Raw genomic sequence first — 21061 nt, 5'->3', positions numbered from 1 at the left:
CCATGGAAGCTTTCACCACGCACACCGGCCGGGCCGTCCCGCTGCGCCGTTCCAACGTCGACACCGACCAGATCATCCCGGCCCACTGGCTGAAGAAGGTCACCCGGGACGGCTTCGAGGACGGGCTGTTCGAGGCCTGGCGCAAGGACCCCGCCTTCGTGCTGAACGAGCCCGTGCGCCAGGGGGCGTCCGTGCTGGTCGCGGGCCCCGATTTCGGTACGGGATCGTCGCGCGAACACGCGGTCTGGGCGCTGCAGAACTACGGCTTCAAAACCGTGATCTCCTCCCGGTTCGCCGATATCTTCCGGGGCAACTCGCTCAAGAACGGCCTGCTCACCGTGGTTCTCGACCAGAAAGTCGTGGACGCCCTCTGGGAGCTGACGGAACGCGACCCGAACGCCGAGATCACCGTCGACCTGCGGGACCGCCAAGTGCGCGCGGAAGGCGTCACGGCGGCCTTCGAACTCGACGAGAACGCCCGCTGGCGGCTGCTGAACGGCCTGGACGACATCAGCATCACGCTCCAGAACGAGGCCGACATCGCCGCTTACGAGACGGGCCGGCCCTCTCACAAGCCGAGCACTTCATTGGCCTGACGGCCGATAGCGCCCCGTCCGGCGGCCCTTCGGCAGTCTTTCGGCCCAACACGCCCCCTGTCTTTCGGGACAGGGGGCGTGTTGCGTTTTGAGGTGTCAGGGTGGCGTCAACTAGCCTAGTGTGCACTCCAGATGGCCGGATAGGGACTTGCGCACCCGGTGGTCATTGGGGGAGCCGGAAGCCGCCCGGATTCCCTCAGTTGCCCCCGCCGGAGGCGACAACTCGCCCCAGATGGCACAATCGGCGCATGGAACGCGACAGCCAACTCAAGCTCTACCGGGTCGTCGCGGACCAACTGAAAGAAGCGCACACAGCGGTGCGCGAACTGCAAGTCCCGGAGGGCGTACGGATGGCGCTGTCCCGGAAGCTGCTGGTGATCACAGCAGCTTCCAAACACGATCTCGCCGATGCGGCAAGGCGTCTGGAGCGGTTGATGAAGGACCTCGAAGAGGGCCGATTCCCCGAAGACGACTGAGTCGCAAGGAGTTCGGCGAAGGCCGACTTCATTGCGGCACTAGGGTGATTAGCCCGTTTCGTGTTTGATTTGCGGTATATATCTGCCTAACGTGCGAAAAGGCCAGAACAGATTCGTTCCGGCAATGTCTCCGAAGGGGAAGACGTGAACAAGGCGCAGCTCGTAGAAGCGATTGCCGACAAGGTCGGCGGCCGTCAGCAGGCCGCGGACGCCGTGGACGCGGTCCTGGACGCGATCGTCCGGGCCGTCGTCGGCGGCGACCGGGTCTCGGTCACCGGTTTCGGTTCGTTCGAGAAGGTCGACCGTCCGGCGCGTTACGCCCGCAACCCGCAGACGGGCGAGCGGGTCCGGGTCAAGAAGACCTCGGTTCCGCGCTTCCGTGCGGGTCAGGGCTTCAAGGACCTGGTCAGCGGCTCGAAGAAGCTCCCCAAGGGTGGCGAGGTCTCCGTCAAGAAGGCGCCCAAGGGCAGCCTCTCGGGTGGTACTTCCACCCGTTCGACGGTCAAGAAGGCCGCGGCCAAGAAGGCCACCGCCGCCAAGAAGGCGACGGCCAAGAAGACCACGGCCGTGAAGAAGACCACCGCGGCGAAGACCACGGCGGCCAAGAAGACCACGGCGACCGCCAAGAAGGCGGCCCCGGCCAAGAAGGCCACGGCGACCGCGAAGAAGGCGGCCCCGGCCAAGAAGGCGACCACCGCCAAGAAGGCCACGGCGAAGAAGACCGCTCCCGCGAAGAAGGCCGTCGCGAAGAAGGCTCCCGCCAAGAAGGTCACCGCGCGCAAGACCACTGCCAAGAAGACGACTGCCCGCAAGAAGTAGGCACCGCCGGACGGCACACGCGCCGGGCCGGGCTCCCCTCGGGGAGCCCGGCCCGCGGCGTGCCCGGGGTCCGGGCGGGCGTCGCGGCCCGGCCCCGGCCCCGGAAGACCGGCCTCAGAACCTCGGAGCCCCGGAGCCTGAGAGCCCCGGAGCGTCAGAACGTCTGCAGGGTCACCAGGGTGACGCGCAGGGATCCGCCCGCGCCCTCGGTCTCGATCCGGACCCGCTGGCCCACGCGCAGCAGCCGCAGCCCGCCCGCGTCGAACGCCTCGGTCCCGAAGTCCACCGGGGTCCCGTCGTCGAGCAGCACACTGCCGCTGCGGGTCTGCGGGTCGTATGTGTACGCGGTCGCCTGCATGGCGCACAGACTAAGCGCTCCACCATCGCCGCGGGGACCCGGCCGAGGGCCGCCCGCGGCCGTTCGCGCGCCCGCCCGCGCACTTCGGGGCGCCCGGCGGGGCCCCCGGGCGGCTCAGTGCCCGGGGACGGCGTCCAGATCCGCGCGGAGCGCCGCCGTGGCCGGGCCGGTCCCCAGGGTCAGCGCGGCCAGCAGATCGGCGCCGGTGTCCACGTCCCGGCGGACCGAGTCCACCCCCGCCAGCAGGATTTCGGCCGCCCCCGACGCCGAATGCGCCCTCCGCGAGGGGCCGCCGAAAGCCGGGGCCAAATCCGTACCCGGTCCGGCCGAAAGGAAAGTCGTGCCGATTCCGGCCGCATCGGCCAGAAAAGCACGGGGAAATGCGGATGCCGCCTCCAGTACGCGGCCCAATTCGGCCGGGCGCAGGGCGGGCAGATCCGCGTTGAGGGCCGCGACCGGCGCCCGGGGGCGCGTCGCGCGGACCGCGCACGCCCCGTGCGCGAGGGCGGCGTTGAGGCCCGCCCCGGGGCGGTCGGCGACGATCCGGGCACCCAGCGCGGCCAGCTCCGCGCCCGCCAGCGGATCGTCCGTGACGACCGCCACATCCCGCACGGCCGCGCAGGCCAGCGCCGCGGCCACGGTGTCCAGCGCGAACGCCAGCGCGAGGCGCGGGCGCAGCGCGGCGCCGACGGCCGCGCCGAGCCTGCTCTTGCCCCGCGCCAACGGCTTCAGCGGTACGACCAGGGACCAGTGGCCGGGTCCTGCGGTGTTCGTGGCGTCCCCCTCCGTCTCATCCGTCCCCGTCCCGGCCGGGCACCGGCTCTGGACAGGACGGGCCATATTGTCACCCGGCCGGGAGCGGTGGCGGCCGGGACCGGGGCGTACGGTGTTCTCGACAGACCGGAGGGCCGGGGCGACACTTGCTCCCTGCGTAAGGCGCGCAGAGGTCTGGCCGTGGTCTGTTCTAGAGGAAGGTGCTCCGAGTGTCCCGCCGCAGAATCGGCTTCTGGTACCGCCTTGCGGCGGTCATCGCCAAACCTCCACTGGTGGTGCTTTTCAAGCGGGACTGGCACGGAATGGAGAACATTCCGGCGGACGGCGGCTTTATCACCGCCATCAATCACAACTCGTATCTCGACATGTTCTCCTACGGGCACTTCCAGTACAACACCGGACGGGTGCCCCGATTCCTCGCCAAGGCCGCCCTCTTCAAGGCGCCCGGCGTGGGCGTACTCCTGCGCGGCACCGGCCAGATTCCCGTCTACCGCGAGTCCTCCAACGCCTTCGGCGCCTTCCGGGCCGCCGTGGAGGCGGTCGAGCGCGGTGAATGCGTGGCGTTCTACCCCGAGGGCACCCTCACCCGCGACCCCGGAATGTGGCCGATGACGGCCAAGACCGGTGTCGCGCGCGCCGCCCTCCAGACGAAGGCGCCGGTCATCCCGATCGCCCAGTGGGGCGCCAACTTGGCGATGCCGCCGTACGCCAAAGAGAAGAAGGTCCGCCTCTTCCCGCGCAAGGCCCTCCAGGTGAAGGCCGGTCCGCCGGTCGACCTGGAGCGCTTCTACGACAAGGAGCCCACCCCCGAGGTGCTGCGCGAGGCCACCGAGGCCATCATGCTGGCCATCACCCGCCAGCTGGAGGAGATCCGCGGCGAGAGCGCGCCCGCGAAGCCGTACGATCTGCGCGAGGTCCGCGCACAGGAGCGCCGCAAGGCCGCCGGGGAGGGCACCAAGTGACGCACGCCGCCACCAAGGCAGCAGTATTCGGCACCGGCTCCTGGGGTACGGCGTTCGCCATGGTCCTCGCCGACGCGGGCTGCGAGGTGACCCTGTGGGGCCGCCGCGCCGAGCTCGCCGAGGCGGTCAACACCACCCGGACCAACCCCGACTACCTGCCGGGCATCGAACTCCCGGCGGCGGTACGGGCCACCACCGACCCGGCCGAGGCCGCCGAGGGCGCCGACTTCACCGTCCTCGCGGTCCCCTCCCAGACCCTGCGCGAGAACCTCGCCGCCTGGACGCCGCTGCTGGCCCCCGACACCGTCCTCGTCTCCCTGATGAAGGGCGTCGAACTCGGCACCGCCAAGCGGATGAGCGAGGTGATCGAGGAGGTCGCCAAGGTCTGTGCCGACCGCGTCGCCGTGGTCACCGGACCCAACCTGGCCAAGGAGATCGCCCAGCGCCGGCCCGCCGCCGCCGTGGTCGCCTGCCGCGAGGAGGCCGTGGCCCAGCGCCTCCAGGCCGCCTGCCACACCCCGTACTTCCGCCCGTACACCAACACCGACGTCGTCGGCTGCGAACTGGGCGGCGCCGTCAAGAACGTCATCGGGCTGGCCGTCGGCATCGCCGACGGCATGGGCCTGGGCGACAACGCCAAGGGCTCGCTCATCACCCGGGGCCTCGCCGAGACCACCCGGCTCGGCCTCGCCATGGGCGCCGACCCGCTGACCTTCTCCGGTCTCGCGGGCCTCGGCGACCTGGTCGCCACCTGCTCCTCGCCGCTCTCGCGCAACCACACCTTCGGCACCAACCTCGGCAAGGGCATGACGCTCCAGGAGACCATCGCGGTCACCCGGCAGACCGCCGAGGGCGTCAAGTCCTGCGAGTCCGTGCTGGATCTGGCCCGCCGGCACGGTGTCGACATGCCGATCACCGAGACCGTGGTCGGCATCGTCCACGAGGGCAAGCCCCCCGTGGTCGCGCTCAAGGAGCTGATGTCGCGCAGCGCCAAGCCCGAGCGGCGCTGAATCCGCCGGATCGAACGGGTACGCTCATCGCGATATGAGCAGCGAGAACCTCCCCCAGAGCCCTGAATCGAGCACCCAGCAGCCGCGCAAGCCGCGGGTGGCCGTCGTGTTCGGCGGCCGCAGCTCCGAGCACGGCATCTCGGTCGTCACCGCCGGTGCCGTGCTGCGCGCCATCGACCGGACCAAGTACGACGTGCTGCCCATCGGCATCACGACGGACGGCCGCTGGGCGCTCACCGCCGACGAGCCCGACCGGATGGCCATCGCCGACCGCAAGGTGCCGACGGTGACCGAGCTCGCCGAGTCCGCCGAGGGCGGCGTCGTGCTCCCCGTCGACCCGGGCAGCCGCGAGGTGGTCTACACCGAGCCCGGCGCGGTCCCCAAGGCGCTGGGCGAGGTCGACGTCGTCTTCCCGGTGCTGCACGGCCCGTACGGCGAGGACGGCACCCTCCAGGGCCTGCTGGAGCTCTCCGGCATCCCCTACGTCGGCTCGGGCGTGCTCGCCTCGGCCGTCGGCCAGGACAAGGACTACATGAAGCGGGTGTTCACCTCGTTCGGGCTGCCCGTCGGCCCGTACCTGGTGGTCCGGCCGCGCGAGTGGGAGCAGGACGAGCAGGGCGCCCGCAAGCGGATCGCCGCGTTCGCGGGCGAGCACGGCTGGCCGCTGTTCATCAAGCCGGCCCGCGCGGGCTCCTCCTTCGGCATCACCAAGGTCGACTCCTTCGAGGGCCTGGACGAGGCCATCGAGGAGGCGCGGCGCCACGACCCCAAGTTCCTGGTCGAGTCGCTGCTGCGCGGCCGGGAGATCGAGTGCGGGGTCCTGGAGTTCGAGGACGGGCCGCGCGCGAGCGTGCCCGCCGAGATCCCGCCGGTGAGCGACCACGCGTTCTACGACTTCGAGGCGAAGTACATCGACTCGGCGGACGGGATCGTGCCCGCGCCGATCGGCGCCGAGGCGACCGCCGAGGTGCGCCGGCTGGCGGTGGAGGCGTTCGAGGCCGCGTCCTGCGAGGGGCTGGTCCGGGCGGACTTCTTCCTCCAGGAGAACGGCGAGTTCGTGATCAACGAGATCAACACGATGCCGGGGTTCACCCCCATCTCGATGTACCCGCGCATGTGGGAGGCGACCGGCGTCGACTACGCCGAGCTCGTCGAGTGCCTGATCGAGGCGGCCCTGCGCCGCTCCACGGGCCTGCGCTAACCCCCGGCCGTACCGCGCCCGCGGTCGGCCGCGCCCGCCCGCGGCGCCTAAAGGCTCTCCGGAACCGTCTTCTTGACGGGTCCGGAGAGCCCGGTCAGCCAGCCGATGTCCCCGGCGGGCTTGCCGCCGCCGGTGGGCATCGTCACCTCCACGTACGCCTTGCGATAGGTGGTGGTGAAGCGGAAGCCGCCCTTCAACTGCTCCAGGAGCCAGTTGACGCCGTCCACGGTCACCCCGTCCGCGTCGGGATCGCTCATCTTCTCCGGCCGGTCGATCCCGCAGCGCAGTACGATCCCGTCGTCGCCCCACCCGGCGGTCAGCTCCGACGCCGGGCTGGGATCATTCCGCTTGAGCCCGTCCAGCTTCGCCGGCAGTGCCTCGTGCAGCGCGGCGCAGTAGGCGGCGGTCTCCTTCGGGGGGCTGGGAACCGTGACCGTCGCCTTCGCGTCCGTGGAGGAGCAGCCCGCGGCGGCCAGCGTCACGAGGACGGCTGCGGGCACGAGCGGGGACCGGCGGCGCAAGGAAGTCACCGGTCAAGGGTAAGCGGGGGCTACAGATGAACCACCGGGCAGGTCAGGGTGCGGGTGATCCCGTCCACCTGCTGCACCTTGGCGACCACCATGCGGCCCAGTTCGTCGACCGTGTCCGCCTGGGCGCGCACGATCACGTCGTACGGCCCGGTGACGTCCTCGGCCTGGATCACCCCCGGGATCTTGGCGATGGTCTCGGCGACGGTCGACGCCTTGCCCACCTCGGTCTGGATGAGGATGTACGCCTGTACCACGGAACCTCCAGGGCGGCCACGAGGATCATGTCCCCTCCCTACGGCGGGGAGGCCCAAGGGGGGAAGAAAGAGACGCCACGGTATCGCGTCGCCGTGCGCCCGCGGGAGTCCCGCGCAGGCGCGGACGTCCGCATATCCGGGTGCGCGGAGCAGAAGTTGACGTATGTGTTGACGGTACCCACCGAGGTGACGGCTCGCGACCGCGAGCGCGCCGGGTCCCAAGGGGTACGAGGATGAGAGGTGGCACGGTGAGAGGCACTGTGGGCGAGTTGGGGGAGTTCGGGCTCATCAGGGAGCTGACCTCCCGGCTCACCTCGACCCCCGCGGTACGGATCGGCCCCGGCGACGACGCCGCGGTCGTGACCGCACCCGACCGCAGGGTGGTGGCGAGCACGGACGTCCTCCTGGAGGGCCGCCACTTCCGGCGCGACTGGTCGACCGCGTACGACGTGGGGCGCAAGGCCGCCGCGCAGAACTTGGCCGATATCGCCGCCATGGGCGCGGTGCCGACGGCGCTGCTGCTCGGCCTGGTCGTCCCGGCCGAGCTCCCGGCCACCTGGCCGGTCGAGCTCATGGACGGCATCCGCGACGAGTGCCAGGTCGCGGGGGCCGCCGTGGTCGGCGGCGACGTCGTGCGCGGCGACACCATCACCGTGGCGATCACCGCGCTCGGCGACCTGCGCAACCACGAGCCGGTCACCCGGGGCGGCGCCCAGCCCGGCGACGTGGTCGCGGTCACCGGCTGGCTGGGCTGGTCGGCGGCGGGCTACGCGGTGCTCTCGCGCGGCTTCCGCTCGCCGCGCGCCTTCGTGGAGGCCCACCGCCGCCCGGAGCCGCCGTACCACGCGGGCCCCGCGGCGGCCGGGCTCGGCGCCACCGCGATGACCGACGTCAGCGACGGCCTGGTCGCCGACCTCGGGCACATCGCCGAGGCCAGCAAGGTCCGCATCGACCTGCGCTCCGGCCTGATCGACATCCCCACCCAGATGAACGACATCGGCCAGGCGGTCGGCGTCGACCCGCTCCAGTGGGTGCTGACCGGGGGAGAGGACCACGCGATCGTGGCGACCTTCCCGCCGGACGTGAAGCTCCCCGCCCGCTGGAAGGTCATCGGCGAGGTGCTCAACCCCTCGGCGCTGCCCCAGGTGACCGTCGACGGCGCCCCCTGGACCGCCAAGGGCGGCTGGGACCACTTCGGGGACGCCGAGTGACGCCGCCCCGGGTCCTCACCGTCGCCGGATCCGACTCCGGCGGCGGCGCGGGCGTCCAGGCCGACCTCAAGACGATGCTGGCCCTGGGCGTCCACGGGATGAGCGTGATCACCGCGGTGACCGCGCAGAACTCGCTGGGCGTCCAGGGCGCCTGGGAGCTGCCCCCCGAGGCGGTGCGGGCCCAGTACCGCTCGGTCGTCGACGACATCGGCGTCCAGGCCGTGAAGACGGGGATGCTCTCCTCCTCCGTCTTGGTGGAGACCGTGGCGGAGCTGCTGGCGGCCACCGCCGCACCGGTCGTCGTGGACCCGGTCGGGGTCTCCAAGCACGGCGACCCGCTGCTGGCCGCCGAGGCCCTGGACGCGGTGCGCACCCGGCTGCTGCCCACCGCCACCGTGGCCACGCCCAACCTGGACGAAGTGGCGCAGCTCACGGGCGTACGGGTCGAGGACGAGGACGGGATGCGGCGGGCGGCGGCCGAAGTGCTGGCCTTCGGGCCGCGCTGGGCGCTGATCAAGGGCGGCCATCTGGCGGGCTCGGCCTCGCCGGAGGCGGTCGACCTGCTCACCGACGGCGCCGAGGAGCACTGGCTGCGGGCCCCGCGCCTGGACAACCGGCACACCCACGGCACCGGCTGCACCCTGGCCTCGGCGCTCGCCTCGGGCCTGGCCGGGGGGCTCTCCGTGCCGGCGGCGGCCCGGGCGGCCAAGGAGTACGTGACGGGGGCGATCGCGGCGGGCTTCGCCCTGGGCGCGGGCATCGGCCCGGTCGACCACGGGTGGCGCCTGAAACGGTGAGCGGGTACGGCAAAAAGCCGGTCCACCGAGGTGGACCGGCTTTTCAAGGCAACCGCAGGGGCTGCGCTACGACATGTCGGCGTTAGCGCGAGACCTTGCCGGCCTTGATGCACGAGGTGCAGACGTTGAGCCGCTTCGGCGTCCGACCGACCACGGCACGCACACGCTGGATGTTCGGGTTCCAGCGACGAGACGTACGGCGGTGCGAGTGCGAAATGTTGTTGCCGAAGCCCGGCCCCTTGCCGCAGACGTCGCAGTTGGCAGCCACGGGTCACTCCAAAGACTTCAGATGCACTTACAGTGAAATCCGGCGCACCGGATTCAGAGATCTGAAGTGGCTTGCCGGGGGAATGGCCCGACTTTCGCCGGGCAACCGAAGCAGCATACAACGGCTGCTCCTGAGATACGAAACTACCATGACCGCCGCCGCCCCCCGCCCCGGGGTCCCGCCCCGCTCCGGGTCTACCCTGCTGCTGGCCCGCAGGTCACCGGCCGCTCAAGGAGGACACCAGGTGCCGCAGAAGGACGAGTGGCCCGCAGGAACTCCGGCGGGGGCGGCGGTGGAGGAGCCCCGGCGCCTGGACGCCGTCGCCGTGCGCGCCTGGTGCTCGCTCGCCCTGGACGGCCTCGGCCTGGCCCGCGAGGAGATCGACGCGGTCAACGTCTACCCGGTCGCCGACGGGGACACCGGCACCAACCTCTATCTGACCGTCGAGTCCGCCCACCGCGCGGTGGAGGCGGTCTTCGCCGCCTACGCCGAGGTGCCGCGCACCGCCGACGTCGTGCGGGCCATGGCCCACGGCGCCCTGCTCGGCGCCCGGGGCAACTCCGGCACCATCCTGTCCCAGCTGCTGCGCGGCATGGCCGAGGTCCTCGCCGAGCGCGACGACCTCGCCGGGGCGCTGCGCCGGGCCGCCGAGTCCGCGTACGAGGCGGTCGCGCACCCCGTCGAGGGCACGGTCCTGACCGTGGCGACCGCCGCCGCCGAGGCCGCCGGGCGCAGCCGCGGCGACGCGGGCGCCGTGGCCGTCGCGGCCCACGCGGGCGCCCGGCGGGCCCTGGAGGCCACCCCCGGGCAGCTGGAGGTCCTCGGCCGGGCCGGGGTCGTGGACGCCGGCGGCTGGGGCCTGGTGACCGTCCTCGCGGCGCTGGCCCAGACGCTCTCCGGCGAGGCCCCGCCCGTACGGCACGGGGCCGCGCCCGCCCCCCGGGAGGCCGCGGGCTGCCCCGCGGACCCGGCGGAGACCGCCGGGCCCGCCTTCGAGGTGATCTACCTGCTGGAGGCCGGGGACGAGGCGGTGGCCCGGCTGCGGGCCCGGCTGGACGCCCTGGGGGACTCCCTGGTCGTCGTCGGCGGCGACGGGCTGTGGAACGTGCACGTCCACGTCGACGACGCGGGCGCGGCCGTCGAGGCGGGCGTGGAGGCCGGGCGCCCGCACCGGATCCGCATCACCCACTTCGGCGAGCCCGCCGGGCCGCGCGAGCGGGTCCAGCGGGCCGTCGTCGCCGTCGTCCCCGGCGAGGGCCTGGCCGGGCTGTGCGCGGGCGCCGGGGCCACCACCGTGCTCGCCCGCGACGGGGAGCTCCCGTCCGGCGGCGAGCTGGTCGGCGCGATCCGCCGCGCCCACGCGCGCGAGGTCGTGCTGCTGCCCAACGACCCGGAGCTGCGCCACAGCGCCGCCGCGGCCGTCGAGCAGGCGCGCGCCGAGGGCATCCGGGTCGCCCTCATCCCCACCCGGTCCGCCGTCCAGGGCCTGGCCGCGCTCGCGGTGCACGCGCCCGAGCGGCGCTTCGACGAGGACGTGGTCGCCATGACCGCGGCGGCCGGCGCCACCCGCTACGCCGAACTCGCCCTCGCCGAGCGGCAGTCCTGGACCACCGCCGGAATCTGCCAGGCCGGGGACGTGCTCGGGCTGGTCGACGGCGATGTGGCGGTGATCGGCCAGGACGTGGCCGAGACCGCCGAGGCGGTCCTGGACCGGATGCTGCGGGCGGGCGGCGAACTGGTCACCCTGGTCCTCGCCACCGGCACCCCGCCGGACCTGGCGCCGCGCCTGGAGGCGTACGTGCGCGAGACGCACCTGGCGGTCGACACGGTCGTCTACGAGGGCGGACACCAGGACGCCCTGCTGCTCATCGGGGTGGAGTAGGCGCCACGTCCGCCCGCCCGTCCCCGGGGCCTCCTGCGCGATGTCAGTGCCGTGGTGTGCAATGGACCGCGTGCCTGCGCTCGACGAACCCCTCAAGAAGCTGCTCGGCGGACCCACCGCGAAGGTGCTGGCCGACCACCTCGGCCTGCACACGGTCGGCGACCTCCTCCACCACTACCCCCGGCGGTACGAGGAGCGCGGCCAGCTGACCAGGCTGGCCGACCTGCCGCTGGACGAGGACGTGACGGTGGTCGCCCAGGTCGCCGACGCGCGCGTGCACACCTTCAACGGCGGCCGGGGCCAGCGCCTGGAGATCACCATCACCGACGGCAGCGGCCGTCTCCAGCTGGTGTTCTTCGGGCGCGGCATCCACAAGCCCCACAAGGAGCTGCTGCCCGGCAGCCGCGCCATGTTCGCGGGCAAGGTGTCGATGTTCAACCGCCGCCTCCAGCTCGCCCACCCCACGTACGCGAAGCTGGCCGCCGACGGCGCGGAGGACGGCGGGAGCGACGACGTCGTCGACTCCTGGGCGGGCGCGCTCATCCCGATCTACCCCGCCTGCAAGGGCCTGGAGTCCTGGAAGATCGCCAAGGCGGTGGACGCGGTGCTGCCCAGCGCCCGGGAGGCGCTCGACCCGCTGCCGCCCGCCCTGCGGGAGGGCCGGGGCTTCGTCCCGCTGCCCGAGGCGCTCCTGAAGGTTCACCGCCCGCACAGCAAGGACGATGTGGAGCAGGCCCGGCAGCGGCTGAAGTGGGACGAGGCGTTCGTCCTCCAAGTGGCGCTGGCCCGGCGCCGGTTCGCGGACGCGCAGCTGCCCGCGGTGGCCCGCAGGCCGGTTCCCGGCGGACTGCTCGACGCCTTCGACGCCAAGCTCCCGTTCACCCTCACCGACGGCCAGACCAAGGTCTCCGGGGAGATCTTCGCCGACCTGGCCACCGAGCACCCCATGCACCGGCTGCTCCAGGGCGAGGTCGGCTCGGGCAAGACGATGGTCGCCCTGCGCGCGATGCTCGCCGTGGTCGACTCCGGCGGCCAGGCCGCGATGCTCGCCCCCACCGAGGTCCTCGCCCAGCAGCACCACCGCTCGATCACCGAGATGATGGGCGAGCTCGCCGAGGCGGGCCTGCTCGGCGGCTCCGACCTGGGCACCAAGGTCGTGCTGCTGACCGGCTCGATGGGCGCGCCGGCCCGCCGCCAGGCACTGCTCGACCTGGTCACCGGCGAGGCCGGGATCGTGATCGGCACGCACGCGCTGATCGAGGACAAGGTGCGGTTCCACGACCTGGGCCTGGTGGTGGTCGACGAGCAGCACCGGTTCGGCGTGGAGCAGCGCGACGCCCTGCGCGGCAAGGGCAAGCAGCCCCCGCACCTGCTGGTGATGACCGCGACCCCGATTCCGCGCACGGTCGCGATGACCGTCTTCGGCGACCTGGAGACCTCGGTCCTGGACCAGCTGCCGGCCGGCCGTTCGCCGATCGCCAGCCATGTGGTCCCCGCCCAGGACAAGCCGCACTTCCTGGCCCGCGCCTGGGAGCGGGTGCGCGAGGAGGTCGCCAAGGGGCACCAAGGCTATGTGGTGTGCCCCCGGATCGGGGACGACGAGGACCAGAAGAAGGCGGCCCGGAAGAAGTCCGCCGAGGACGACGCCGAGAAGCGCCCCCCGCTCGCCGTGCTGGACCTCGCGGACGAGCTCGCCCGGGGTCCGCTCCAGGGCCTGCGCGTGGAGGTGCTGCACGGGCGGATGCAGCCCGACGACAAGGACGGCGTGATGCGCCGGTTCGCGGCCGGCGAGGCCGACGTGCTGGTGGCGACGACGGTCATCGAGGTCGGGGTGAACGTGCCGAACGCCACGGCCATGGTGATCATGGACGCGGACCGGTTCGGCGTCTCCCAGCTGCACCAGCTGCGCGGCCGGGTCGGCCGCGGCGCCGCCCCGGGCCTGTGCCTGCTGGTCACCGAGATGCCGGAGGCGAGCGCCGCCAGGGCCCGGCTGAACGCGGTGGCCGCCACCCTGGACGGCTTCGAGCTCTCCCGGATCGACCTGGAGCAGCGCCGCGAGGGCGACGTGCTGGGCCAGGCCCAGTCGGGGGTGCGCTCCTCGCTGCGGATGCTCGCGGTCATCGACGACGAGGAGGTCATCGCGGCGGCCCGCGAGGAGGCGGTGCAGGTGGTGGCCGAGGACCCGGACCTGGAGCACCTGCCCGCGCTGCGCACGGCGCTGGACGCCCTGCTGGACGAGGACCGCGAGCAGTACCTGGAAAAGGGCTGACCCGGGGCGCCGCGCACCGCCCCGGGCGGCGCGCGCGCCGGGTTCTGAGAAACTGGGGGACACCAGTGACGTACGTAGAGCGACAAGGACTCAGATGACCCGCGTGATCGCCGGCCGGGCCGGCGGACGCCGCCTGGCCGTACCGCCGGGCAACGGCACCCGCCCCACCTCCGACCGGGCGCGCGAGGGCCTCTTCTCCACCTGGGAGGCCCTGCTCGGCACCCTGGAGGGCATCCGGGTCGCGGATCTGTACGCGGGCTCGGGCGCGGTCGGCCTGGAGGCGCTCTCGCGCGGCGCCGCGCACGCGCTGCTGGTCGAGGCGGACGCCAGGGCCGTGAAGACCGTCCGCGACAATGTGCGCGTACTGGGCCTTCCGGGCGCCGAGGTGCGTAACGGGAAAGCGGAGCAGATCGCTGCGGGCCCCGCTCCGGAAACCCCCTTTGACGTGGTCTTTCTCGACCCGCCGTATGCGGTCACGGATGACGATCTTCGGGAGATCCTCCTCACACTCCGCACGGGGGGCTGGCTCGCCGACGAGTGCCTGGTCACCGTGGAGCGCAGCACCAGAGGCGGGGAATTCGGCTGGCCGCGGGGGTTCGACCCGCTGCGGGCCCGTCGCTACGGCGAGGGCACGCTTTGGTACGGTCGCGCCGCCTCTACGTGCGAAGACGCACCATGACCGGGAGCGAGGGACTTCAGTTGCGCCGCGCCGTCTGTCCGGGGTCTTTCGACCCCATCACCAATGGACACCTCGACATCATCGCCCGCGCCTCCAAGCTGTACGACGTCGTACACGTCGCGGTGATGATCAATCAGTCCAAGAAGGGCCTCTTCTCCATCGACGAGCGGATCGAGCTGATCCGCGAGGTGACGGCCGGTCTCGGCAACGTCGAGGTGGAGTCCTTCCACGGCCTGCTGGTCGACTTCTGCAAGCAGCGCGACATCCCCGCCATCGTGAAGGGGCTCCGCGCGGTCAGCGACTTCGACTACGAGCTCCAGATGGCCCAGATGAACAACGGGCTCTCGGGTGTCGAGACCCTGTTCGTGCCGACCAACCCGACCTACAGCTTCCTGTCGTCGTCGCTGGTCAAGGAGGTCGCGGCGTGGGGCGGGGACGTCTCCCACCTGCTGCCCGCCACCGTCCACGACGCGCTGGTGGCGCGGATCGCCGAGCGGCGCTGAGCTGACGGTCCGTCACCTGGTGTCGGGAGGGGCGCGACTGGCCTTACAGTCGTCCCGTCCGTCTCCCAACCAGTCGTAGAGAGTGGCGAGCCCACGGTGGACGTGCAGAAGAAGCTGGACGAGATCGTCGACGTCGTCGCCGGTGCCCGCTCCATGCCCATGTCGGCCTCGTGCGTGGTCAACCGCGCCGAGCTGCTCGCGCTCCTGGAGGAGGTGCGCGAGGCCCTGCCCGGCTCGCTCGCCCAGGCCCAGGAGCTGATCGGCGGCCGTGAGCAGCTGGTCGAGCAGGCCCGCCAGGAGGCCGAGCGGATCATCGAGTCCGCGCACGCCCAGCGCGGCACGCTGATCTCCGACACGGCCGTGGCCCGGCAGTCCCAGGACGAGGCGGACCGCATCCTCGCCGACGCCAAGCGCGAGGCCGACGAGATCCGCGCCGAGGCCGACGACTACGTCGACTCCAAGCTCGCCAACTTCGAGGTCGTCCTCACCAAGACGATCGGCTCGGTCGACCGGGGCCGCGAGAAGCTGCTCGGCCGGGGCCCCGGCCTCGACGAGCAGGGCCGCGCCGACGAGGACGCCCCCGAGTACAGCGCCGACCCGGGCACCCTGATCGCCCGCGCCGACGAGTACGTGGACGCCAAGCTCGGCGCCTTCGAGGCCGTGCTGGCCAAGACCCTGGAGGCCGTCGGCCGGGGCCGGGAGACCCTGCACGGCCGGATCGCCACCGACGAGCTGGGCGCCCACATGGCGGCCCAGGACGCGGCGGGGGCGCTCGGCGGCGGCCACACCAGCGACGCCGACTACCTGGCGGGCCTGGCCGAGCTGGCCGACCCCCAGCCGGCTCCCGCCGCCCCGGCCCCGCAGGTCCAGGTGCCCGCCCAGCAGGTCTACGACCCGTACGGCTACGGCCAGCAGGCGCCCGTCCAGCAGGACCCGTACGGCTACCAGCAGCCCCAGCAGCAGTACGCCCCGTACGGCTACGACCAGCAGCCCCAGCACGACCCCTACGGCTACGACCAGCAGGCGTACGCCCAGCACGCCCAGCAGCCCGTCCCGCCGCAGCCCGCGCACCCGCCGCAGGGCGCCCTGGACGAGACCAGCCTGTTCGACACGAGCATGATCGACCTCGAACAGCTGCGGCAGTACGAGCAGGGCCGCTAGCCGGCCGGGGCCCGGATTGGGCCAATCGCGGCCCGTCCAGTATCCTGGCTCTTCGGTCGCGCGTACGTCCGCGATCAACGCTGCCCGCGCAGCGCCGCACCCACGGCGCCGCATGGCGGCCACCCTCCACGATCCGAAAGCGGTAAGAACCCTGAGCACGCACCTCGACCACCGCAACCCCCTCGTGTTCGACACGCACGAGCTGGGCCGGCGTCCCGGTGCCCTCCAGCGGATCTCCCGCACGGTCGAGGCGCCCGCCGATCTCGGGATCGACGGCGTCGTGGGAGTGCCCCTGGGCGCGCCCGTGGAGATCGAGCTCCGCCTGGAGTCGGTCATGGAAGGGGTGCTTGTCACAGGCACCGCCCGTGCATCGGCCGAGGGTGAGTGCGTAAGGTGTCTGGAGCCGCTCGAGCTCGCGCTCGACGCGGACTTCCAGGAGCTGTTCTCGTACCCTGACGCCGACGACCGGGGCCGCAGCAAGCAGGCGGAGCCGGCCGACGACGCCGAGGACGAGGACGTCATCCCGCTCGAGGACGGACTTTTCGACCTCGAGCCCGTGCTGCGCGATGCGGTGGTGCTCGCACTGCCGATGCAGCCGGTGTGCCGGGAGACCTGCCTCGGCCTGTGTTCCACCTGTGGATTCAGGCTAGAGGACGACCCCGACCACCACCACGATGCCGTCGACATCCGTTGGGCGGCACTGCAAGGACTCGCCGGGACCATCCAGGACGGCGAGAAGGACAACATGAGCGGCACTGCCTCTGACGTGCAGCAAGCCGCCGAGAAGCAGGAGAAGTAGCCGTGGCTGTTCCGAAGCGGAAGATGTCGCGCAGCAACACGCGCCACCGCCGGTCGCAGTGGAAGGCTGCGGTCCCCACCCTGGTTACGTGTGAGCGTTGCCAGGAGCCGAAGCAGCAGCACATCGCGTGCCCGAGCTGCGGCACCTACAACAAGCGCCAGGTCCTCGAAGTCTGAGCGGCCGGTGAGAGGCTCGATGTCTGATTCGTCGAATGCCAACGCCAAGAAGGCGGGCAACAGCGACAACAACTCGGCCTCGTCCCACACGCTTCTGGAAGGGCGGCTCGGGTATCACCTTGAGTCCGCCCTTCTGGTGCGTGCGCTGACCCACCGTTCGTACGCGTACGAGAACGGCGGTCTGCCGACCAACGAGCGGCTGGAGTTCCTCGGGGACTCCGTGCTCGGCCTGGTCGTCACCGACACGCTGTACCGCACCCACCCCGACCTCCCGGAAGGCCAGCTGGCCAAGCTCCGGGCCGCGGTGGTCAACTCTCGTGCGCTGGCTCAGGTGGGCCGTGGGCTCGAACTCGGCTCCTTCATCCGGCTCGGCCGGGGCGAAGAGGGCACGGGCGGCCGGGACAAGGCGTCCATCCTCGCCGACACCCTCGAAGCGGTGATCGGCGCGGTCTATCTGGACCAGGGTCTGGAGGCGGCTTCCGAGCTCGTCCACCGGCTCTTCGACCCCCTGATCGAGAAGTCCTCGAACCTCGGGGCCGGCCTGGACTGGAAGACCAGTCTCCAGGAGCTCACCGCGGCCGAAGGTCTCGGTGTTCCCGAGTACCTGGTCTCGGAGACGGGTCCCGACCACGAGAAGACCTTCACTGCTGCCGCCCGCGTCGGTGGTGTCTCGTACGGCACCGGCACCGGCCGCAGCAAGAAGGAAGCGGAGCAGCAGGCCGCGGAGTCGGCATGGCGCGCGATCAGCGCGTCCGCCGAGGAGCGGCTGGCGAAGGCCAAGGCGGAAGCCGAGGCCGGCGTCACCGAACCCGAAGGCGGGACGCCGACCCCCGCCGCCGGGCCGGTCGCCTGAGCCTCTTCCTCGATCCCCGTCGCGCTTCGGTGCGGCGGGGATTTTTTCCCGCGCCGGGCCCCGCGCGGGATACGCTTCGGGCACCCCGTCCCGTGCCCTCCCAAGGAGTCCCGTGCCCGAACTGCCCGAGGTCGAAGTGGTGCGGCGGGGGCTTGAGCGGTGGGTTGCCGGGCGGGTCGTCGATGGTGTCGAGGTGCTGCATCCGCGTGCCGTGCGGCGGCATCCGGCGGGCGGTGACGACTTCGCCGCCCGGCTCAAGGGCCAGCGCGTCGGGGTCGCGCGCCGACGCGGCAAATATCTGTGGCTGCCGCTGGGGGACACCGGCCAGGCGGTGCTCGGGCACCTCGGGATGAGCGGGCAGCTGCTGGTGCAGCCCGGGGGCGCCCCCGACGAGAAGCACCTGCGGATCCGGGTGCGGTTCCAGGACACCGCGGCGACGGCGGGTGTCGTGGCGGGCGGGACCGAGCTGCGCTTCGTCGACCAGCGGACCTTCGGCGGCCTCTCGCTGCACGACACCACCCCCGACGGGCTGCCCGACGTCATCGCCCACATCGCGCGCGACCCGCTGGACGAACTCTTCGACGACGAGGCGTTCTTCGCCGCGCTGCGGCTGCGGCGCACCACCGTCAAGCGCGCCCTCCTCGACCAGTCGCTGATCAGCGGCGTCGGCAACATCTACGCCGACGAGGCGCTGTGGCGCGCCAAGCTGCACTACGAGCGCCCCACTTCGACCCTGACCCGCGCCAAGTCCGCCGAACTGCTCGGCCACGCCCGGGACGTGATGAACGCGGCCCTGGCGGTCGGCGGCACCAGCTTCGACAGCCTCTACGTCAATGTGAACGGGGAGTCGGGGTACTTCGACCGCTCGCTCGACGCGTACGGGCGCGAGGGCGAGCCGTGCCACCGGTGCGGGACGCCGATGCGCCGGCGCCCGTGGATGAACCGGTCGAGCTACTTCTGCCCGCGCTGTCAGCGGGCGCCGCGCGCCGCGTCGTAGCGTTCGCGCGCTTCGAGGACCGAGGGCATCCGGTCCTCCATGAGGTGGATCAGGTCCAGCAGCCGCCCGGCGATCTCATGGCCCAGCGGGGTGAGGGTGTAGTCGACGCGCGGCGGGTTGGTGGGCTGGGCCTCGCGGTGCACCAGACCGTCGCGCTCCAGCGCCTGGAGCGTCTGGGAGAGCATCTTCTCGCTCACGCCGTCGACCCGCCGCCGCAGTTCGTTGAAGCGGTGGCTCCCCTCGTGGAGCGCGCCCAGGGCGAGACCGCCCCAGCGGCCGGTGACGTGCTCCAGGGTGGCGCGCGAGGGGCATGCCTTGCTGAAGACGTCGAACGGCAGGTCCACGGGGTCCAGGGGTTCCGCGGGGTCGGCGGTGGCGGTCTCTTCCATGTTCCTCACCATACGACGAGACAGCGCTCACCAGAAGTTAGCGCTGTCTCGTGTGGGGTGGGGCCGGTCGGAACCGGGGATCCGTCAGACCTGTCAGGTCCTTCAGGCCCGCCGGGCCCGTCAGATCCGCCGGACCCGTCCGCTCAGAAGCCGAAGTCCTGCGTCCACCAGGGGCCGCCCTCGCCGAAGTGCACTCCGACGCCCAGCGTCTTGTAGTCGCAGTTCAGGATGTTCGCGCGATGGCCGGGGCTGTTCATCCACGCCTCCATCACGGCCTTGGCGTCGGCCTGGCCGCGCGCGATGTTCTCGCCGCCCAGATTGCCGATGCCCGCCTTCGCGGCCCGGTCCCAGGGGCTCTTGCCGTCCGGGTCGGTGTGGTCGAAGAAGCCGCGGGCCGCCATGTCGTCGCTGAACGCCGTGGCCAGCGCGGCCAGCGAGGCGTCCGCCTTCAGCGGTGAGCAGCCGGCCTGTGCGCGCTGCTGGTTGACCAGCGAGACGACGGTCGCCGCGGCGGCGGCCTCGGCGGTGGGCGCCTTGACCTGCTGCGGCGCGGGCACCACCGACCGCTTGGCGGGGGGCGCGGCCGGGGCCTGCGTCTTGGGCTCGGCCGGTGCGGCGGGCCCGGACTTCTCCTGGCTGGGGGTCGGCGCGGCCGACGGGGCCTTGGAGGGAGCGGCCGGGGAGGAGGGGGCGACCGAGGGGGAGTGCGGAGTGGAGGGGACGGCGCTGGGCGTCGAGGGGGCCGCGCTGGTCGGCTTCACCGCCTCGCCGCCCTGCTGGCGCAGGTCGGAGGCGCCGTCCGCCTGTACGTGCTCCTTGGCGCTGCCGCCGTTGAGCTCGAAGGTGGAGCCGCCCGGCAGCAGGCCGGAGGCTATGGCGACGGCGCCCACCGCGACCGCGGCGGAGGCGCCGAGCAGTCCGGTGCGCACGGGCACGACGGGCCGCTTGCCGCGGGGCTCGGCGGCGCGACGATGACGTCCCATCTGCGGGCCTCCCTCATGTGCAGGTGCTGTGGTTCATGTGCGTGTGCTGTGGTTCGCGGCCCCACGCGCCCGCTCGGGGCGCCGGACGCTGGTCCGAACGGGTGAGGCTCATTGCGTCGGGACTGTACGCCATGACGGGAGAGGGCGAAGTGCTCCGTGAGCTATTGGCCGGTTAGCGTGCAGCCATGAACGAAGATGTACGGATCACCGCCTGGGTGCGCGGCCGAGTACAGGGAGTGGGCTTCCGCTGGTTCACCAGGGCAAACGCTTTGGAGATCGGCGGCCTGGTCGGCTTCGCCCTCAACCTCGACGACGGCCGGGTGCAGGTCGTGGCCGAGGGTCCACGTGAGAATTGCCACCGTCTGCTGGTGTGGCTGCGCGAGGGCGACACACCCGGCCGGGTCGACGGGGTCACCGAGATCTGGGACGTGGCCCGCGGCGGCTACGACGGCTTCGCGATCCGCTAGGGGGGCGGTCGAGGGGGCGCGGGGGCGCGAGGGGTCCGTACTGGTGAGTCGGTTCGGACCCGATGCCCCTGACCTCGTAGGACTTCGTTGTTGCCAATCGCGGCCGGGCGTGCAAGGCTGCCGCTAGAAGGATGATCTCCACGCCCCCAGGGCTCCGCGGAGAGGCCCCCGCCGGACGCGTTCCGGCCGAACGGCCCCCGGATTGCCCGCCGATACGGGGCGTGATCGTGTTGACCGTCAAACTTTTTGGTGAGACGCTGGAAGCCCCGCGCACCTTAGCTGTTTGGCATGAAGAACCGCAGTCGAAGTCCAAGCACCGCGGGTGCGAATCCCTCACGACCCACACCGCTTCGGTCGGTCACTCATTGTGGAGGACCATCCATCATGGCAAAGGCGCTTCTCGGTTACGTCGGCGGTTCCGACCCGCGACTCCTCGCCGAGATGCGACGGCTCCAGCAGCGTGTCCAGGACCTTGAGTCCGAGCTCGTACGGATCCAGTCCGAGAAGGACGCGCTGTCCGCTGCCGTTGCTTCGCACCACGGCGACTCGCTGCTCGAAGGCATCGACATCGACGTACCCCAGGCGGAGCCTGCGCTCACCTGATTCTGTGCCGGACCCCCGGTGGGCGCAGAGGTGAGATCCACTCT

The 21061-nt window shown here is 72.0% G+C and carries 26 protein-coding genes; 19 read left to right on the top strand and 7 right to left on the bottom strand.

Annotation, left to right across the window (positions count from 1 at the left end; all coding sequences use genetic code 11):
- Nucleotides 1-2: 2 nt before the first annotated feature.
- From leuD to AB5J87_RS10185, 3 genes are all read left to right on the top strand, one after another.
- Nucleotides 3-596 (top strand): 3-isopropylmalate dehydratase small subunit, encoded by a 594-nt coding sequence (leuD, locus tag AB5J87_RS10195; RefSeq protein WP_369376059.1) that lies wholly within the window; start codon nucleotides 3-5, stop codon nucleotides 594-596.
- A gap of 248 nt (nucleotides 597-844) precedes the next feature.
- The gene (locus AB5J87_RS10190; RefSeq protein ID WP_369376058.1) at nucleotides 845-1072 is read left to right on the top strand and encodes a hypothetical protein; all 228 of its coding nucleotides are present in this window, start codon (nucleotides 845-847) and stop codon (nucleotides 1070-1072) included.
- 144 nt (nucleotides 1073-1216) lie between these two features.
- The gene (locus AB5J87_RS10185) at nucleotides 1217-1891 is read left to right on the top strand and encodes an HU family DNA-binding protein (RefSeq protein WP_369376057.1); all 675 of its coding nucleotides are present in this window, start codon (nucleotides 1217-1219) and stop codon (nucleotides 1889-1891) included.
- Nucleotides 1892-2045: 154 nt separating this feature from the next.
- Here AB5J87_RS10185 and AB5J87_RS10180 read toward each other — a convergent pair whose 3' ends face one another.
- Complete coding sequence (locus tag AB5J87_RS10180) at nucleotides 2046-2249, bottom strand: hypothetical protein (protein WP_369376056.1); 204 nt, start codon at nucleotides 2247-2249, stop codon at nucleotides 2046-2048.
- Between the two features lie 114 nt (nucleotides 2250-2363).
- Nucleotides 2364-3089 carry a 2-phospho-L-lactate guanylyltransferase gene (gene cofC, locus AB5J87_RS10175; RefSeq protein ID WP_369376055.1) on the bottom strand — a complete coding sequence of 242 codons (726 nt, stop codon included), beginning with the start codon at nucleotides 3087-3089 and terminating at the stop codon, nucleotides 2364-2366.
- Nucleotides 3090-3232: 143 nt separating this feature from the next.
- On the opposite strand from cofC, the gene AB5J87_RS10170 reads away from it, so the two are divergent.
- Genes AB5J87_RS10170 through AB5J87_RS10160 form a run of 3 tightly spaced genes read left to right on the top strand, consistent with a single transcriptional unit; the run spans nucleotide 3233 to nucleotide 6196 of the window.
- Entirely contained in the window at nucleotides 3233-3985 is a 753-nt protein-coding gene (locus AB5J87_RS10170) for a lysophospholipid acyltransferase family protein (RefSeq protein ID WP_369376054.1), read from the top strand.
- Nucleotides 3982-4995 (top strand): NAD(P)H-dependent glycerol-3-phosphate dehydrogenase, encoded by a 1014-nt coding sequence (locus AB5J87_RS10165; RefSeq protein ID WP_369376053.1) that lies wholly within the window; start codon nucleotides 3982-3984, stop codon nucleotides 4993-4995. Before AB5J87_RS10170 ends, AB5J87_RS10165 begins: the two co-directional genes overlap by 4 nt.
- Nucleotides 4996-5029: 34 nt before the next feature.
- A complete protein-coding gene (locus AB5J87_RS10160; RefSeq protein ID WP_369376052.1) occupies nucleotides 5030-6196 on the top strand; it encodes a D-alanine--D-alanine ligase family protein in 1167 nt (388 codons plus the stop codon).
- 47 nt (nucleotides 6197-6243) lie between these two features.
- Here AB5J87_RS10160 and AB5J87_RS10155 read toward each other — a convergent pair whose 3' ends face one another.
- Together AB5J87_RS10155 and AB5J87_RS10150 are read right to left on the bottom strand one after the other, a co-directional pair.
- On the bottom strand, nucleotides 6244-6726 hold the full coding sequence (locus AB5J87_RS10155) for a DUF3515 domain-containing protein (protein ID WP_369376051.1): 483 nt from the start codon (nucleotides 6724-6726) through the stop codon (nucleotides 6244-6246).
- A gap of 20 nt (nucleotides 6727-6746) precedes the next feature.
- Nucleotides 6747-6980, bottom strand: a complete 234-nt coding sequence (locus tag AB5J87_RS10150) for an Lrp/AsnC family transcriptional regulator (RefSeq protein WP_064070330.1) — start codon at nucleotides 6978-6980, stop codon at nucleotides 6747-6749.
- A gap of 248 nt (nucleotides 6981-7228) precedes the next feature.
- On the opposite strand from AB5J87_RS10150, the gene AB5J87_RS10145 reads away from it, so the two are divergent.
- Together AB5J87_RS10145 and thiD are read left to right on the top strand one after the other, a co-directional pair.
- Nucleotides 7229-8191, top strand: coding sequence for a thiamine-phosphate kinase (locus AB5J87_RS10145; RefSeq protein WP_369376050.1), 963 nt, complete (start codon nucleotides 7229-7231; stop codon nucleotides 8189-8191).
- Nucleotides 8188-8988: a bifunctional hydroxymethylpyrimidine kinase/phosphomethylpyrimidine kinase gene (thiD, locus tag AB5J87_RS10140; RefSeq protein ID WP_369376049.1), complete on the top strand. Its 801-nt coding sequence runs from the start codon at nucleotides 8188-8190 to the stop codon at nucleotides 8986-8988. The genes AB5J87_RS10145 and thiD overlap by 4 nt, the downstream gene beginning before the upstream one ends.
- Nucleotides 8989-9070: 82 nt before the next feature.
- Here the strand turns inward: thiD and rpmB are convergent, their stop codons facing one another.
- On the bottom strand, nucleotides 9071-9256 hold the full coding sequence (gene rpmB, locus AB5J87_RS10135; protein ID WP_003957616.1) for a 50S ribosomal protein L28: 186 nt from the start codon (nucleotides 9254-9256) through the stop codon (nucleotides 9071-9073).
- A 292-nt stretch (nucleotides 9257-9548) separates the two neighbouring features.
- Here rpmB and AB5J87_RS10130 point away from each other — a divergent pair, with 292 nt between their 5' ends.
- The 9 genes from AB5J87_RS10130 (at nucleotide 9549) to mutM (ending at nucleotide 18575) form a co-directional block, all read left to right on the top strand.
- On the top strand, nucleotides 9549-11138 hold the full coding sequence (locus AB5J87_RS10130; protein ID WP_369383455.1) for a DAK2 domain-containing protein: 1590 nt from the start codon (nucleotides 9549-9551) through the stop codon (nucleotides 11136-11138).
- 61 nt (nucleotides 11139-11199) lie between these two features.
- Nucleotides 11200-13407: an ATP-dependent DNA helicase RecG gene (recG, locus tag AB5J87_RS10125; protein WP_369376048.1), complete on the top strand. Its 2208-nt coding sequence runs from the start codon at nucleotides 11200-11202 to the stop codon at nucleotides 13405-13407.
- Nucleotides 13408-13501: 94 nt separating this feature from the next.
- Entirely contained in the window at nucleotides 13502-14086 is a 585-nt protein-coding gene (gene rsmD, locus AB5J87_RS10120; RefSeq protein WP_369376047.1) for a 16S rRNA (guanine(966)-N(2))-methyltransferase RsmD, read from the top strand.
- Nucleotides 14087-14106: 20 nt separating this feature from the next.
- Nucleotides 14107-14589, top strand: a complete 483-nt coding sequence (gene coaD / locus AB5J87_RS10115) for a pantetheine-phosphate adenylyltransferase (RefSeq protein WP_369383454.1) — start codon at nucleotides 14107-14109, stop codon at nucleotides 14587-14589.
- A gap of 96 nt (nucleotides 14590-14685) precedes the next feature.
- A complete protein-coding gene (locus AB5J87_RS10110) occupies nucleotides 14686-15750 on the top strand; it encodes a DivIVA domain-containing protein (protein WP_369376046.1) in 1065 nt (354 codons plus the stop codon).
- Between the two features lie 112 nt (nucleotides 15751-15862).
- The gene (locus tag AB5J87_RS10105; RefSeq protein WP_369376045.1) at nucleotides 15863-16549 is read left to right on the top strand and encodes a DUF177 domain-containing protein; all 687 of its coding nucleotides are present in this window, start codon (nucleotides 15863-15865) and stop codon (nucleotides 16547-16549) included.
- 2 nt (nucleotides 16550-16551) lie between these two features.
- Complete coding sequence (rpmF, locus tag AB5J87_RS10100) at nucleotides 16552-16725, top strand: 50S ribosomal protein L32 (RefSeq protein ID WP_101390332.1); 174 nt, start codon at nucleotides 16552-16554, stop codon at nucleotides 16723-16725.
- A 19-nt stretch (nucleotides 16726-16744) separates the two neighbouring features.
- Nucleotides 16745-17578, top strand: a complete 834-nt coding sequence (rnc, locus tag AB5J87_RS10095; RefSeq protein ID WP_369376044.1) for a ribonuclease III — start codon at nucleotides 16745-16747, stop codon at nucleotides 17576-17578.
- Between the two features lie 112 nt (nucleotides 17579-17690).
- The gene (gene mutM, locus AB5J87_RS10090; RefSeq protein ID WP_369376043.1) at nucleotides 17691-18575 is read left to right on the top strand and encodes a bifunctional DNA-formamidopyrimidine glycosylase/DNA-(apurinic or apyrimidinic site) lyase; all 885 of its coding nucleotides are present in this window, start codon (nucleotides 17691-17693) and stop codon (nucleotides 18573-18575) included.
- On the opposite strand, the gene AB5J87_RS10085 is transcribed toward mutM, so the two are convergent.
- Nucleotides 18548-18964: a winged helix-turn-helix transcriptional regulator gene (locus AB5J87_RS10085; RefSeq protein WP_369376042.1), complete on the bottom strand. Its 417-nt coding sequence runs from the start codon at nucleotides 18962-18964 to the stop codon at nucleotides 18548-18550. The two genes, mutM and AB5J87_RS10085, sit on opposite strands and share 28 nt — an antisense overlap.
- A gap of 143 nt (nucleotides 18965-19107) precedes the next feature.
- Nucleotides 19108-19947: a CAP domain-containing protein gene (locus AB5J87_RS10080; RefSeq protein WP_369376041.1), complete on the bottom strand. Its 840-nt coding sequence runs from the start codon at nucleotides 19945-19947 to the stop codon at nucleotides 19108-19110.
- Nucleotides 19948-20132: 185 nt separating this feature from the next.
- On the opposite strand from AB5J87_RS10080, the gene AB5J87_RS10075 reads away from it, so the two are divergent.
- On the top strand, nucleotides 20133-20414 hold the full coding sequence (locus tag AB5J87_RS10075) for an acylphosphatase (protein ID WP_369376040.1): 282 nt from the start codon (nucleotides 20133-20135) through the stop codon (nucleotides 20412-20414).
- Nucleotides 20415-20798: 384 nt separating this feature from the next.
- Nucleotides 20799-21017, top strand: coding sequence for a hypothetical protein (locus AB5J87_RS10070; RefSeq protein ID WP_188275291.1), 219 nt, complete (start codon nucleotides 20799-20801; stop codon nucleotides 21015-21017).
- Nucleotides 21018-21061: the final 44 nt, after the last annotated feature.

This window comes from Streptomyces sp. cg36 (assembly GCF_041080675.1).
In the GTDB taxonomy this organism is placed as follows: domain Bacteria; phylum Actinomycetota; class Actinomycetes; order Streptomycetales; family Streptomycetaceae; genus Streptomyces.
Note: the sequence above shows the minus strand (reverse complement) of the source record. Positions and strands in the feature narration are given on the sequence as shown.

What these genes read in the sequence shown, in the direction of transcription:
- leuD (WP_369376059.1), top strand. Translation starts at nt 3, where the DNA reads ATGGAAGCTTTCACCACGCACACCGGCCGGGCCGTCCCGCTGCGCCGT.
- AB5J87_RS10190 (WP_369376058.1), top strand. Translation starts at nt 845, where the DNA reads ATGGAACGCGACAGCCAACTCAAGCTCTACCGGGTCGTCGCGGACCAA.
- AB5J87_RS10180 (WP_369376056.1), bottom strand. Translation starts at nt 2,249, where the DNA reads ATGCAGGCGACCGCGTACACATACGACCCGCAGACCCGCAGCGGCAGT.
- cofC (WP_369376055.1), bottom strand. Translation starts at nt 3,089, where the DNA reads ATGGCCCGTCCTGTCCAGAGCCGGTGCCCGGCCGGGACGGGGACGGAT.
- AB5J87_RS10160 (WP_369376052.1), top strand. Translation starts at nt 5,030, where the DNA reads ATGAGCAGCGAGAACCTCCCCCAGAGCCCTGAATCGAGCACCCAGCAG.
- recG (WP_369376048.1), top strand. Translation starts at nt 11,200, where the DNA reads ATGGACCGCGTGCCTGCGCTCGACGAACCCCTCAAGAAGCTGCTCGGC.
- rsmD (WP_369376047.1), top strand. Translation starts at nt 13,502, where the DNA reads ATGACCCGCGTGATCGCCGGCCGGGCCGGCGGACGCCGCCTGGCCGTA.
- AB5J87_RS10105 (WP_369376045.1), top strand. Translation starts at nt 15,863, where the DNA reads ATGGCGGCCACCCTCCACGATCCGAAAGCGGTAAGAACCCTGAGCACG.
- rnc (WP_369376044.1), top strand. Translation starts at nt 16,745, where the DNA reads ATGTCTGATTCGTCGAATGCCAACGCCAAGAAGGCGGGCAACAGCGAC.
- AB5J87_RS10085 (WP_369376042.1), bottom strand. Translation starts at nt 18,964, where the DNA reads ATGGAAGAGACCGCCACCGCCGACCCCGCGGAACCCCTGGACCCCGTG.
- AB5J87_RS10080 (WP_369376041.1), bottom strand. Translation starts at nt 19,947, where the DNA reads ATGGGACGTCATCGTCGCGCCGCCGAGCCCCGCGGCAAGCGGCCCGTC.
- AB5J87_RS10075 (WP_369376040.1), top strand. Translation starts at nt 20,133, where the DNA reads ATGAACGAAGATGTACGGATCACCGCCTGGGTGCGCGGCCGAGTACAG.
- AB5J87_RS10070 (WP_188275291.1), top strand. Translation starts at nt 20,799, where the DNA reads ATGGCAAAGGCGCTTCTCGGTTACGTCGGCGGTTCCGACCCGCGACTC.